Here is a 12,990-nt window from a genome sequence, read left to right on the forward strand (position 1 = left end):
ACTGAGCGGTGGCGCGTACGGCTCGCTGGATGCGCCACCGGTAGGGTCTGGTCATGGCAGACCTGCTCACCGCGGACGCGGTGCGAGAAGAGCTGGGCGGGTTGGCCGACTGGTCGGGTGACCCGACCGGCATCGGCCGCACCGTCCAGCTCGGCAGTTTCCCGGACGCCATCGCGGTGGTGGACCGGGTGGCGGCGGTGGCCGAGGAGCTCGACCACCATCCCGACATCGACATCCGATGGCGGACCCTGACCTTCCGCTGTGTCACGCACTCGGCCGGCGGGGTAACCCACCGGGACATCGAGCTGGCCCGGCGGATCGACGACATCGTCCGGAGTGCGGCATGAGATTCGAGATCAGCAAGGTTCTGGACGCCATCGAGGGGCGGGTCTGCACCGACCCGTCGCTGGCCCGGGCGGTGCTCGACCTGGCCGAGATCATCCGCTACCAGGACATCGACGGTGGCCGGCCGGCGAGCCTGCTGCGCCTCGGCATGGTCATCGACGCGCTCTCCCGCGAGCTGGAGGAGGACAGCGTCCAGGTGTACGCAGTGGTGCACCGGGCGCTGCTCTCCGACGCCGACCTGACCTCCAACGAGCGGATGGTGGTTCGCCGCTGGGCCGACGACGGCCTCGTGGAGGTGCTGGACAACCCGGGTGACCGGATGCTGGAGGTCGCCGACCTGCTGGGCCTTCCGGTGCTCACCCGGGTGCGCTTCGACGGGCTGCGCGGGCGGTTCCCGTGGCTGGTCGAACAGCCTGGCCGGGTGGTCGCCCCGGTGCCGGGCGCCGGTGGGCCGGTGTTCATCGCGCACGTCGGCGGCGGGCACGCCCCGGTGGCCGGCAAGCGTTCGCCGACCGGTGCGAAGCTGCTGGCCCGGCAGTGGCGCTGCCCGGAGTCGGGCTGCGCGTTGTTCGGCGGCGGTGGTGGCGGTGGCGCGTTCGCCGACCTGGCCGGAGGGGCGGACCGCAGCCCGGCCGCGCAGCCGCCGCCCTCGCTGCGTAACGGCGTGCCGACCTGCCCGCGACACGGCGCACGCCTCGGTGACGGCGGCCCGCGTCCGCGTACGGAGGTGCTCGCCGTGCGCGTGGGTGGCCTGGTGCGGCGGCGGTTCGTGCTGAGCGAGGGGCAGCCGGTGGTGGCCGGTCGGGCACCCGAGCAGGACGGCGGGATCATGCTCGGCCAGTGGCTCAACGACGAGGCCCGGCGGTGGATCAGCCGGGGTCACGTCCGCTTCGAGCTGCGGGTTGGCGAGGTCATCGTCACCGACGTCAGCACCAACGGCTCCGGCATCCGGCCGGCCGGGTCGATGAACGAGGCGGACCGGATCCCCCTGGCCCCGCAGCAGTCCCGGGTGCTGGGCGAGAACGACATGATCGAGCTGTACCCGGGCGTGCAGATCGGCCGCGCCGAGGAGTTGCCGACGGGTGCCCCGTTCACTCCCACGTCGGTGATGGCCGAAGCCCCCACGATGGCGATGCGCCTGCCCCGCCCCTGACTCCGGTTGATCATGAAGTTATTGCCACGACACGCCGAGGCGGCGGGCAATAACTTCATGATCGACGCGGGTGGCGCCGGGGTCAGGCGGTCAGGACCTCGGCTAGTTGTGCTACCGCTTGGTCGATCTCCTCTTCGGTGATCACCAGCGGTGGGGCGAGTCGGATGGTGGAGCCGTGGGTGTCCTTCGCGAGGATGCCGCGCTCCATCAGGCGCTCGCACGCCTCCCGGCCGCTCATCAGCGCCGGGTCGATGTCCAGGCCGGCCCACAGGCCGCGCACGCGTACGCCGACCAGGCCCTTGCCGAGCAGAGCTTCCAGGCCGGCGCGCAGCCGCTCGCCCAGCTCGGCGGAGCGACGCTGGAACTCGCCGGTGGCCAGCAGCCGGACGACCTCGATGGCCACCGCGCACGCGAGGGGGTTGCCGCCGAACGTGGAGCCGTGCTGACCGGGCTTGAGCACGCTAAGCACCTCGGCGTTCGCGGCCACCGCGGAGACCGGCACGATGCCGCCGCCGAGCGCCTTGCCCAGCAGGTACATGTCCGGCACGACGCCCTCGTGGTCACAGGCGAACGTCCGGCCGGTACGCCCCAGACCCGACTGGATCTCGTCGGCGATGAAGAGCACGTTCCGCTCGGTGCAGACCTGTCGTACGCCCGGCAGGTAGCCCTCCGGCGGCACCACCACGCCCTGCTCGCCCTGGATCGGCTCCAGCAGCACGGCCACCGTGTTCTCGTCGATCGCGGCGGTCAGCGCGTCCAGGTCGCCGTACGGCACGACGGTGAAGCCCGGGGTGTACGGCCCGAAGTCGGCGCGGGCGTCCTCGTCGGTGGAGAAGCTCACGATGGTGGTGGTCCGGCCGTGGAAGTTGCCCTCGGCGACCACGATGTTGGCCTGGCCCGGGGTGACGCCCTTGACCTGGTAGCCCCACTTGCGGGCCACCTTGATCCCGGTCTCCACCGCCTCCGCGCCGGTGTTCATCGGCAGCACGAGGTCCTTGCCGCACAGCTCGGCCAACTCCCGGCAGAAGTCGGCGAACTGGTCGTGGATGAACGCCCGGCTGGTCAGCGTGAGCCGGTCCAGTTGGGCGTGCGCGGCGGCGATCAACTGCGGGTGCCGGTGACCGAAGTTCAGCGCCGAGTAGCCGGCCAGGCAGTCCAGGTAGCGCTTGCCGTCCACGTCGGTGAGCCACGCGCCCTCGGCCGACGAGATCACCACCGGCAGCGGGTGGTAGTTGTGCGCGGTGTACTTCTCCGCGTCGCGTACGGCGGACGGGGTCCGCAGCATGTCCTCGATCACTTGCTTGCCTTTCCCTGACGGAGTCGCAGCGTGCAGCACTTCGGTCCGCCGCCGGCCTTGCGCAGCTCGGACAGGTCGACACCGATGGTCTCGTAACCTCGGTCGCGCAGCTTGGCGGCCAGGTCCGTGGCCTGCGCGGGCAGCACGACGTGCCGTCCGTCGCTGACCGCGTTCAGGCCCAGCACCTCCGCGTCGGCCATGGTGGCGTGCACCGCGTCGGGGAAGAGCCGGCGCAGCACGGCCTGGCTGCCGGGGGAGAACGCCTCCGGCAGGTACGCCACGGTCCGCTCGTCGAGCACGGTCAGCGCGGTGTCCAGGTGGTAGAAGCGCGGGTCGACGAGCTGCATGGTGATCACCGGGTAGCCGAAGACCTCCTGCAACTGGGCGTGCGAGGCGTGCGCGGTGCGAAAGCCGGTGCCGGCGAGCAGGTGGTCACCGGCCAGCAGGACGTCGCCCTCGCCCTCGTTGACGTGCTTCGGGTCGTACAACTCGAAGCCGGCGGCCTCGAACCAGGCCCGGTAGGCCGGGGCCTCGTCGGCGCGCTGCGGGTCGCGGAACTGCACAGCCATCGCCTTGCCGTCGATCACGGTGCCGCCGTTGGCGGCGAAGACCATGTCGGGCAGGCCGGGCACCGGAGTGATCTCCTCGACGGTGTGGCCCAGGTCCAGGTACGTCTGGCGCAGCTGCTCCCACTGCCGGACGGCCAGCGCGGCGTCGACCGGCGCGCTCGGGTCCATCCAGGGGTTGATCGCGTAGTCGACGGCGAAGTACGTCGGCCGGCACATCAACAGGCGCTGGCTGGTGGCGTCCATCGTCATTGTCCTGCTCCCAGGGGTCGGGCACGCCCGGCCACCGTGGCCCACGGGCTGGTGCCGTTGCTCAACGGTATGCGGCCCCAGCGGAAGGATCCACCACCGAAGGTTGCGCAGACCGAACATTCGTTGCGTGTGGTCAGTCTCGCGCCGCGATTCGTTGCGTAGATGGGCCGGCCAGGGCTGCTGGTGCTCCGCGTCACCCGACGTGGCCTGTGGGACGACACCGGCCGTGCGCGCGACACCGTCCGTCTGCGGGCCGACGTGCGGGGTCGACGTGCGGGCCCGGCTGCGGGGGCAGTGGGCGCATCCTTTGCTCTGCTTCAGCGGAGGCAACACCTGCCGTCCGGTAATCGGACGCTCGGTGTTGCCTGGGGTGAAGCAGAGCAAAGGATGAAAGGAGGAGAAAGGGGAGCCGGAAGGCAAGGAGCGAGCAGGAGGAAGAGGAAGAGAGAGGCGGAGAGGGGCTCAAGAGAGGGAGCGGAGGGAAGGTGCGGGTCCGCGCGATGTCCCCTCCTGGAGACGGCCTGTGCGGACCCCGGACACACTTCAGGGGCGGCGAATCGCCGCCCCTGAAAGGGTGTTGCCCGATCGGTGAACCACCTGCGGGCTGCCGGCGAACCGCCGGCTTTCGCCGGTGCATCACCGGCGAGCGGAACAGTGCCCGCTAGAAACGGTCCACAAACTGTGAATCAAGCCACTCGCGGAAGCGCTGCACCCAGTCGCCGTCGGTGGTCGGCCAGTCGAACTGACCGGTCATCGCCAGCACGCCGATCACCACCGCCGCGAGCCCGATGAGCACGCCGAACAGCGCGTCGGTCTTGCCTGCGACGTGCCGGCGGCGGGTGGCCATCAGGCCGAGCACCGAGAGCACCGCGCCGAACGCGCCGACGCCGATGCCGTACCCGGCCAGGGTGCCGGTCAGCACGAACAGCGCACCGGCGACGGAGGCGATGAGGCCGAGGGTGGCGAGCAGGCTGGCCCGGGGCTTCGGGCCGCGCGTCACCGGCGGCTCCGGCTCGGTGTGCCCGGGGGTCGCGTCGACCGGGCGGTCGGTCCCGACACTGTCGGTCGGGTCGGGCCGTGGAGTCGTCCGGTCGAGGTCCGTGTCGCGCTCGGGGCGTCGGGTCGTGCGGTCGCGGTCGAGGCCGGTGTCCCGCTCGATGGTCGGGGCGGTCGCCGCGGCGCTGCTCGCCCGGGTCGGGCCGTCCGAGCGGACGGCGCCGGATCGGGCGTCGCCCTCCACCGGGCGGGCGGTGGCGGCCCGGGCCACGGCCGCGCGCTCGGCGGCACGCCGCTCGGCCTCGCCGGCCTGGTCGCCGGTCGCCGTCGTGCTGCGGTACGTCGTCTGGTCGGCGTCCCGGTCGGTGACCACCGGTCGGTCGGTGACGTCCCCGGACCGGGCGGTGTCGGTGACCGCCGTGCTGCTGTCCCGGTCGGTGACCGGGGTGTCCCGCTCGTCGACGCGGCCGTCGAGGTTCTCGTCCCGCGTCGGTGCCGGCTCGGACCGGCGGGACAGCGAAGGAATCCTGACCACTACACACCTCCTGATGAATGCGTGGTGGCCGACGGAGAGGGTGGCACCCACGCGGTACCGCCCTCAACTACCCCGTTGGGCGTTTCCTGACACCAATTACGGGTACGGCCATCACGCGCGGACTGACCTGCTCCGCGCCGGCGCGGAGTGGAGCACCCGCAGCCCGGCCCGCCGCACATACAACTCCCGCTTGTCGACGGCCAGGCCCTTGGCGTCCAGGACGTAGCCGGTCAGCCAGACCCACCCGTGGTAGGTGGGGCGCGCGTCCACGCTCACCAGTCGCAACCGCAGCTCGCGGTCGCCGGAGAACTGCACCGAGCAGGCCGCCCCGATCAGCAGGAGGTCGCCGGGCTTCAGCTCGGTCACGTCGGCCAGTGCCCACGGTTGATCGGGATGCGGTGGCGGGCCCGGCAGGGCAGCTCCGCGCCGCAGCGGCACACCCGGCGCCACCGCGTCCAACTCCACACCGGCCGATGCCGGCGGGCGAGGGTCAGCGCGGTGGCCAAGAGGTATTCGTCGTACGACACGCGCACCGCGGCATCCTTTCCGCCGAATTGCCGCCGACGCCATTAGTGGCGTCCTTTTCCGGCCCCCGATACGTGACAGCCTGTTCCACGCCGGCCCCCTTGTGCAACAACTCCGCGCCGTCCTAGTCTCGACCCGTATTGACGCACGAGGAATGGAAAAGAAATGGGTGCGGGGCGAAACATTCGGTGTTGCAGGAAGGGTGCGGTGATGTTGCATGACGGATGAAACAGGCGGGTCCACGGTCCCTCGGCGACAGCTCGGCCGGCTGCTCACCCAGCTCCGCGAGGACGCCTCGGTGACGCTGGACGCGGCGGCCGTGGCACTGGACTGCTCGCGGCAGAAGGTGTGGCGCATCGAGAAGGGTCTGGTCCCGGTGCGGGTGGTGGACGCCCGCGCGATGTGCGCTCTCTACCGGGTGCCCGAAGATATGCGGGAGATCGTCGCCGCGCTCGCGAAGGAAACTCGCGCGAAAGGGTGGTGGCATTCGTACGGCGATGTCGTCCCGTCGTGATTCTCGCTGTACGTCGGCCTGGAATCGTCGGCTTCGACCCTGCGCCAATATGACGCCGAGCTGATCCCCGGCCTCCTGCAGACCCGCGAATACGCCAGCGAGCTCTTTCGCCGCAAGAATCCGACCATGAGCGCCGAGGATCGGGAGAAGCTGGTCGAGGTCCGGTTGCAACGCCAGGGCATCCTCGTCCGCCGGCTGCCGACCGCGCCTGTCCTGCGGGTCGTCCTGAGCGAAGCGGTGCTGCGGCGCACGATCCCCGACCGCCGGGCGATGGTGGGGCAGTTGCGCCACCTGCTCGACGCGGCGCGGCTGCCGAACGTCAGCCTGCGGGTGCTGCCGCTCGCCGCCGGTCCGCCGCTGGCCAGCGAAACCGGCACCTTCGTCCTGCTGGGCTTCCCGCAGGCGTTCGGGAGGGCGTCGACCGAGCCAACCACCGTCTACCTGGAGAACATCACCGGGGCGCTCTACCTCGACAAGCCAACCGAGGTGGCCGCCTTCGAACATGTCTGGTCTGATCTGGAGACGCTGGCGTCGACTGAGGCAGAATCAGAGAAAATGATCACTTCGATCATCGAGGAGCATCATGACTGACCTGGCCGGTGCCACCTGGCGCAAGAGCACCCGCAGCGGCGGGAGCGGCGGCAACTGCGTCGAGGTGGCCGACAACCTCCCCGGCGTCATCGCCGTCCGGGACAGCAAGGCCCCGTCCGAAGCCGCTCTGATCTTTGCTCCGCGCGCCTGGGCGTCGTTCGTGGCCGACGTCAGGGAGCAGCGCCTGGGCTGACGTGTCCGCGCCGCTCATTCGGCCCGGCCGCCTGCCGCTGACTATCCTTGGGTCCCGTGCCAGAGGGACACACCATTCATCGCCTGGCGGCCCGGCACGCCGAGCTGTTCGCCGGGGACAAGCTGCACGCCGCCAGCCCGCAGGGCCGCTTCGCCGAGGGCGCGGCCCGGCTGTCCGGCACGGTCCTGGAGAGCACCGAGGCGTACGGCAAGCACCTGCTGCACCACTACGCCGGCGAGCTGACCCTGCACGTCCACCTCGGCCTGTACGGGAAGTTCACCGACGGGCCGGGGGAGCCACCCGAGCCCGTCGGCCAGCTGCGACTGCGGCTGGCCAGTGACCGGCACTGGCTCGACCTGCGCGGGCCCACCGCCTGCGAACTGTTCACCCCGCCCGAGGTGACCGCCCTGCGCGAGCGCCTCGGGCCGGACCCGCTGCGCGCAGACGCCGACCCCGAGCGGTCGTACGCCCGGATCTCCCGCAGCCCCACGCCCCTCGCGGCGCTGCTGCTGGACCAGTCGGTGGTGGCCGGCACCGGGCTGATCTTCGTGACCGAGGCGCTGTTCCGGGCCGGGTTGTCGCCGACCATGCCGGGCCGCCACCTGACCCGCGCCGGCTGGGACGCGCTCTGGGCCGACCTGGTCGAGCTGATGCGCCTCGCCCTGCGGCAGGGGCGGATCGACACCGTGCGCGACGTCCACCTGCCGGAGGCGATGGGGCGACCACCGCGGGTCGACCGCCACGGCGGCGAGGTGTACGTCTACCGCCGCGCCGGCGGGCCCTGCCACGTCTGCGGCACCGAGGTCAGCCGGAGCGAGCTGGCCGGCCGCAACCTCTACTGGTGCCGCACCTGCCAGCCCGGCTGACCGCCCGCCGCCCGGACGTCACTCGCCGTCGAGCAGCCAGCGGACCACCTCGATCTGGTGCGGGAAGACGACGTCCCCGTCGATGCTCCAGGCCATCGTGTGGCCGATCGTCCAACCCCGTACCCGCTCGGCGTCCAGCCCGAGGTCGGTGCTGAGCCGGTCGAGCCGGTGCCGGACGGCGGCCGGCGAGTGGCCCAGCTCCTGACCGCGTACGAGCGGCACGACCGAGAACTCCCGCTCGCCGCTCAGTGGCTTCGGGTCGATCACCAGCCAGGGCTCGCGGTCGGCGGCGAGCACGTTGCCGGCGTGCAGGTCCTGGTTGACGAGCACCTGCTCGCCCTGGCTCGACGCCAGGTCGACGAGCAGGGCGCATGCGGCGTCGAGCAGCCGCCACTCGTACGGGCGACCGGTCCGTTCCCAGCTTCGCGGAATCCGGTCGAGCCAGCCGGCGGCCTCCTCGGCGAGCGGGGTGAACGGCGTGCCGGCGGGTCGCCAGAGCCGGGGCAGCACGTCGATCGCCGCGTCCAGTGCCCGGTCCAGCGGCAGTTCGTACAGCGGCGTGCCGGGTTGGCAGCGTTCCACCAGCAGGGCATGGCGGTCCGGGTCGTGCGCGAGCAGCCGGACCGCGCCGTCGCCGTCCCAGTGGGCCAGCGCCGGGGCCTCGTGCCGGCTGTCCTCGGTCGGGAACTGGAGCTTGAGTACCGCCGCCGTGCCGTCGGGCAGGTCGGCGGGGAGCGCCAGGGAGGCGTACGCGTACGGAAAGGGCGGGCCCAGGCGCAGCGTCCATTGCTCGGCGCACTCCGCCAGCAATGTCGGAAGCGCGGCCAGCCAGTCCCGGCCGACCGCTGACCCTCGTATCCAGCCGAGTCCCTCAGGCAGATCCATCAGGCCATCCTGGGTCATCCATCGTGCTGAATCGACAGTGTTCGCGTGTCGGATCCACTGTGGCTAGCGTGGTACGGATGACACCTGAGGACGAGAAGTTTCTCCGCCGTGCCGTGGAACTCGCCAGCCGGGCCGGGGCTGCCGGCGAACGGCCGTTCGGTTCGTTGCTGGTCGACGCGAGCGGCGTGGTCCTGATCGAGGACCACAACACGGTCGTCTCGGATTCGGACATCACCGCCCACCCGGAGCTGAAGCTGGCCCGCTGGGCCGCCCGGGAACTCTCGCCGGAAGCGGCCGCCGGCACCACGATGTTCACGAGCTGCCAGCCCTGCCCGATGTGCGCGACAGCCATCGACCGGTCCGGCCTCGGGCGCGTGGTGTACGCCCTGTCGGGCGAGCAGTTCGAGGAGGTCAAGCCGGCCACCCCGCCGCTGCCTCCGGTCCGCTACGAGGGGCCGGCGCTGTTCGAGGAGGCGCGTCGGCCGATCGACGACTACTACTGACCGGGCCGGTCCGTGCGGCGGCGCGGGCAGGGCGGCCGGGTCGACGCGGGTCGGGACGCGGCGGCCGGCCCGTGTCGAGCCACCGTCCAGCGCGGCGCCGCTCGGTCTCTGGATCGGGTGGGTGTGACGCAACTGGAATTGACAGTCGGCAGGCCTCCGGAGCAGGGTTTGAGAGTGACAACGATGTCAACGGGCAAAGGGGAGGAATCGTACACATGATTTCCTTCACGCCGTACCCGGCGAAAGACCGGCCGGTCTACGGTGTCCCGTTGGCGGTTTTCCGGCGCGCACCCAGTTCGCCCGCCGATCCTGGCCCTATGTCCCTTTCCTACCCCACGGTGACCAGCTGAAATGAGCGACGTGCCCCGACCCGACGCCGACCAGACCCCTGCCCCGGCAGGGTCACCCGACCTGCCCGACCTGGCCGGGTTCCTCGCCGACCAGACCCACACGCTGCTCGACACGGCCCGCCGCGCGGTCCGCCCCGAGGGCGGGTTCTGGTGGCTCACCGACGACCGCACCCCGGATCGCGGCGAACCTCTCTACACGTGGATCACCTGCCGGATGACCCACGTGGCCGCGCTGGCCCACCGCAACGGTGACCCGGATGCCGCAGCCCTCGTCGACCACGGCGTCGCCGCGCTCAGCACGCTGCTGCGCGACGAGCGGTACGGCGGCTGGTTCAGCGCCGTCGACCAGGAGGGCACGCCCACCGACGAGCGCAAGGCCGGGTACGACCACGCGTTCGTGCTCCTCGCCGCGTCCAGCGCCGCCCGGGCCGGGCGACCCGGCGCGGATCGCCTGCTCGCCGACGTGCTGACAGTGGTGCGGGACCGGTTCTGGGACGACGACGCTGGCGCGGTCCGGGAATCGTGGAACCGGGACTGGACGGTCACCGAGGACTACCGAGGCGCGAACAGCAGCATGCACATGGTCGAGGCGTTCCTCGCCGCTGCCGCCGCCACCGGTGACACGAGCTGGACCGACCGGGCCCTGCGGATCGCCACCCACCTGGTGCACACCGAGGCCGCCCGGCACGACTGGCGGCTGCCCGAGCACTTCACAGCCGACTGGACGCCACTGCTCGACTACAACCGGGACCAACCCGCCGACCCGTTCCGGCCGTACGGCTCGACGATGGGCCACTGGCTGGAGTGGGCCCGGCTGCTGCTGGAGCTGGAGGCGGTCCTGCCGCAGCCACCGGGCTGGCTGCTCGCCGACGCCCGTACCCTCTTCGCGGCCGCCGTGCGGCGCGGCTGGGCGGTCGACGGCGCCGACGGTTTCGTCTACACGATCGACTGGGACGACCAGCCGGTGGTCCGCTCCCGGATGCACTGGGTGCTGGTCGAGGCCATCGGCGCGGCGGTCACCCTGCACCGCCGCACCGGGGACGCCGTCTACGACGAGTGGTACCGGGTCTTCTGGGCGTACGCACGCCGCTACCTGATCGACGGCACCGGCTGGCGGCACGAGCTGGACGAGCGGAACCTGCCCGCCGACACGGTCTGGCACGGCCGGCCGGACGTCTACCACGCGTACCAGGCGGTGCTCCTGTCCCGCTCGGCCGCCGGCCTCGGTGGTCCCGGCCCGCTCGACCCCGGCACGGTGACCGCATGATCGTGGTGGCGGGCGAGGCCCTCATCGACCTGGTGGTCACCGCCGAGGGGCAGCGGGCGGTGCCGGGTGGCTCCCCGGCGAACGTGGCGGTCACCCTGGCGCGGCTCGACGAGCCGGTGCGGCTGCTGGCCCGGATCGGCCCCGACGAGTACGGCCAACAGATCGCCGAGCACCTGGCGGCCAACCAGGTGGACCTGCGGTGGGCGGTCCGCGCCGCCGAGCCCACGTCGGTGGCGGTGGCCACCCTGAACGCCACCGGGCAGGCCAGCTACGAGTTCCGGCTCGACGGCGCGGCGGACTGGCAGTGGACCCCGCAGGAGCTGCCCGACCTGGCCGGATCGTCGGCGACGGCCCTGCACACCGGGTCCCTCGCGCTCGCGCTCGCGCCCGGCGCGCAGGTGCTGGAGGGCCTGCTCGCCCGCGAACGCGACCGCGACGGGCTGACCATCTCGATCGACCTGAACCTGCGCCCGAGCATCGTGACGGACCGGGCCGCGGAGCAGGAGCGGACCCGCCGCCAGATCCGCCTCGCGCACGTCGTCAAGGCCAGCGACGAGGATCTGGCCTGGCTCTACCCGGACCGCTCGGTGGGCGACGTGCTGGCCGAATGGCGCGAGGCCGGCGTGTCCTGTGCGGTGGTCACCCGGGGTGGCGAGGGCGCGTGGCTGCTCGCCCCGAACGGCGCACTGCACGAACAACCGGCGGTACGCACCACAGTGGTCGACACCGTCGGCGCCGGCGACTCGTTCACCGGTGGCCTGCTGGCCGCGCTGGCCGACATCGACGCGCTCGGTGACCGGCCGGCCGACCGGCTCGCCGCGGTGACCGAGCAGCAGTGGAGCGCAGTCCTGCGCCAGGCCGCGACGGTGGCCGCGCTGACCTGCGCCCACCGAGGCGCCGACCCACCCCGCCGAGCAGAGGTAGAAGCCCTCCTGACCACAACACCCTGACCCCAACCCGCCAACCCCCCGGCCCCTGCCCCCCACCTCCGCGATCTTGCACTTTCTGCCCCGACAAAGCGCGTGATCCTGCACAAAACAACGACAGAAAGTGCAAGATCGCGGGGCGCGGCGGTGCGGGGGCGCGGGGTGCGGGGTGCGGGGTGGGGCGCGGGGGTGCGGGGGTGCGGGGTGGGTCGTTAGGGGAGGCCTCGGCGTAGGAGGCGGGTGGGTAGGACTGTGGTTGCTGGCGGGGAGTCGTCGCCGGCGATCCGCTCGAAGAGGCGCTCCGTCGCCACGCGGGCCAGCTCCCGCGTGTCGTAGCCGACGACCGTCAAGGGCCGGGGCATCAGGTGGGCCAGCTCGAAGTCGTCGAAGCCGACCAGCGCCGCGTCGCTGCCCCGGCGGTGCAGCTCGGCGAGGGCGCCGACGGTGAGCCGGTTGTTGCCGCAGAAGAACGCGGTGGGCGGGTCCGGGAGGTCGAGCAGCGTGGCGACCGCCCGGCCCGCGTCCTCGGGGGCGATCAGGCGCTCGCGGACCAGCGAATCGTCCGGCTCGACTCCGGCCTCCGCCAGCGCGGCCCGAGCGCCGACCAGCCGCTCACGCATGGTGGGGACGCTCGGAGCGCCGAGCAGGAGACCGACCCGCCGGTGCCCCTCGTCGAGCAGCGCACCGACCCCGGCCCGGCCGCCACCTCGGTTGTCCAGCAGCACGGCGTCCGCGAGCAGTCCCTGCGGTGGCCGGTCCAGGAAGACCACCGGCATGCCCAGCTCGACCTCGCGGCGCAGGAACGAGTGGTCGGGACCCGCCGGCACCACCAGCAGCCCGTCGACCCGGCGCTGGGTGAAGTCCTGGAGAACCGCGCGTTCCCGCTCCGGGTCCTCCTCCGACGAAGCGGTGATCAACATGGTGCCGTGCGCGGCGGCGATCTCGGCGGCGACGCTCGCGATGGTGGCGTAGAACGGGTTGGCGATCTCCTCGATGAGCAGCCCGACCGTGGCGTTGAGCTGCCGCGAGCGCAGGTTGCGCGCGATGTCGTTGCGCCGGAAACCCAGCTCGGCGATCGCGGCCAGCACACGGCCGAGCAGTTCCTGCCCCACCGGCTCGTCGTTGACCACCCGGGAGACCGTCTTCAGGCTGACCCCGGCGTGCCGGGCGACATCGACCATGGTTGGGCGTCGGCGTGCGGCCGACCTGGTCGGAGTCTGGGTCAC

Annotated in this window: 14 protein-coding genes and 1 pseudogene; 8 read left to right on the top strand and 7 right to left on the bottom strand. The window is 72.0% G+C overall.

The features are described from left to right. The first annotated feature begins 53 nt into the window (after window positions 1-53). Both AB0B39_RS16625 and AB0B39_RS16630 read left to right on the top strand, forming a co-directional pair. Window positions 54-347 (top strand): 4a-hydroxytetrahydrobiopterin dehydratase, encoded by a 294-nt coding sequence (locus AB0B39_RS16625; protein WP_234586040.1) that lies wholly within the window; start codon window positions 54-56, stop codon window positions 345-347. Continuing rightward, on the top strand, window positions 344-1,498 hold the full coding sequence (locus AB0B39_RS16630) for an FHA domain-containing protein (protein ID WP_357574699.1): 1,155 nt from the start codon (window positions 344-346) through the stop codon (window positions 1,496-1,498). The genes AB0B39_RS16625 and AB0B39_RS16630 overlap by 4 nt, the downstream gene beginning before the upstream one ends. A gap of 82 nt (window positions 1,499-1,580) precedes the next feature. On the opposite strand, the gene rocD is transcribed toward AB0B39_RS16630, so the two are convergent. The 5 genes from rocD to AB0B39_RS16655 form a co-directional block, all read right to left on the bottom strand. Beyond that, window positions 1,581-2,795, bottom strand: coding sequence for an ornithine--oxo-acid transaminase (gene rocD / locus AB0B39_RS16635; protein ID WP_357574700.1), 1,215 nt, complete (start codon window positions 2,793-2,795; stop codon window positions 1,581-1,583). Continuing rightward, window positions 2,792-3,607 (bottom strand): dimethylargininase, encoded by an 816-nt coding sequence (gene ddaH, locus AB0B39_RS16640; protein ID WP_357496249.1) that lies wholly within the window; start codon window positions 3,605-3,607, stop codon window positions 2,792-2,794. The genes rocD and ddaH overlap by 4 nt, the downstream gene beginning before the upstream one ends. Window positions 3,608-4,274: 667 nt before the next feature. After that, window positions 4,275-5,144 (bottom strand): sulfite exporter TauE/SafE family protein, encoded by an 870-nt coding sequence (locus AB0B39_RS16645; protein ID WP_357574701.1) that lies wholly within the window; start codon window positions 5,142-5,144, stop codon window positions 4,275-4,277. Window positions 5,145-5,255: 111 nt separating this feature from the next. After that, on the bottom strand, window positions 5,256-5,510 hold the full coding sequence (locus AB0B39_RS16650; RefSeq protein WP_357574702.1) for a hypothetical protein: 255 nt from the start codon (window positions 5,508-5,510) through the stop codon (window positions 5,256-5,258). After that, complete coding sequence (locus AB0B39_RS16655) at window positions 5,507-5,677, bottom strand: hypothetical protein (RefSeq protein WP_234586029.1); 171 nt, start codon at window positions 5,675-5,677, stop codon at window positions 5,507-5,509. Before AB0B39_RS16655 ends, AB0B39_RS16650 begins: the two co-directional genes overlap by 4 nt. Before the next feature lie 209 nt (window positions 5,678-5,886). Between AB0B39_RS16655 and AB0B39_RS16660 the strand changes: the two are divergent. From AB0B39_RS16660 to AB0B39_RS16670, 3 genes and pseudogenes are all read left to right on the top strand, one after another. Beyond that, a pseudogene (locus tag AB0B39_RS16660) lies at window positions 5,887-6,774 on the top strand (helix-turn-helix transcriptional regulator). After that, window positions 6,767-6,967, top strand: a complete 201-nt coding sequence (locus AB0B39_RS16665) for a DUF397 domain-containing protein (RefSeq protein WP_357574703.1) — start codon at window positions 6,767-6,769, stop codon at window positions 6,965-6,967. The pseudogene AB0B39_RS16660 and the gene AB0B39_RS16665 overlap by 8 nt, the downstream one beginning before the upstream one ends. A gap of 56 nt (window positions 6,968-7,023) precedes the next feature. Next, window positions 7,024-7,833 (top strand): DNA-formamidopyrimidine glycosylase family protein, encoded by an 810-nt coding sequence (locus AB0B39_RS16670; protein WP_234586010.1) that lies wholly within the window; start codon window positions 7,024-7,026, stop codon window positions 7,831-7,833. An 18-nt stretch (window positions 7,834-7,851) separates the two neighbouring features. Here the strand turns inward: AB0B39_RS16670 and AB0B39_RS16675 are convergent, their stop codons facing one another. Continuing rightward, window positions 7,852-8,718 carry an aminoglycoside phosphotransferase family protein gene (locus AB0B39_RS16675; protein ID WP_357495929.1) on the bottom strand — a complete coding sequence of 289 codons (867 nt, stop codon included), beginning with the start codon at window positions 8,716-8,718 and terminating at the stop codon, window positions 7,852-7,854. A 77-nt stretch (window positions 8,719-8,795) separates the two neighbouring features. On the opposite strand from AB0B39_RS16675, the gene AB0B39_RS16680 reads away from it, so the two are divergent. The 3 genes from AB0B39_RS16680 (at window position 8,796) to AB0B39_RS16690 (ending at window position 11,788) form a co-directional block, all read left to right on the top strand. Continuing rightward, window positions 8,796-9,221, top strand: coding sequence for a nucleoside deaminase (locus tag AB0B39_RS16680; RefSeq protein WP_357495931.1), 426 nt, complete (start codon window positions 8,796-8,798; stop codon window positions 9,219-9,221). Window positions 9,222-9,572: 351 nt separating this feature from the next. Further along, window positions 9,573-10,838: an AGE family epimerase/isomerase gene (locus AB0B39_RS16685; RefSeq protein WP_357574704.1), complete on the top strand. Its 1,266-nt coding sequence runs from the start codon at window positions 9,573-9,575 to the stop codon at window positions 10,836-10,838. Continuing rightward, window positions 10,835-11,788, top strand: a complete 954-nt coding sequence (locus tag AB0B39_RS16690; RefSeq protein WP_357574705.1) for a carbohydrate kinase — start codon at window positions 10,835-10,837, stop codon at window positions 11,786-11,788. The genes AB0B39_RS16685 and AB0B39_RS16690 overlap by 4 nt, the downstream gene beginning before the upstream one ends. A gap of 188 nt (window positions 11,789-11,976) precedes the next feature. On the opposite strand, the gene AB0B39_RS16695 is transcribed toward AB0B39_RS16690, so the two are convergent. Next, window positions 11,977-12,945 (bottom strand): LacI family DNA-binding transcriptional regulator, encoded by a 969-nt coding sequence (locus AB0B39_RS16695; protein WP_234586074.1) that lies wholly within the window; start codon window positions 12,943-12,945, stop codon window positions 11,977-11,979. Window positions 12,946-12,990: the final 45 nt, after the last annotated feature.

The organism is Micromonospora sp. NPDC049114, from assembly GCF_040648635.1.
In the GTDB taxonomy this organism is placed as follows: domain Bacteria; phylum Actinomycetota; class Actinomycetes; order Mycobacteriales; family Micromonosporaceae; genus Micromonospora.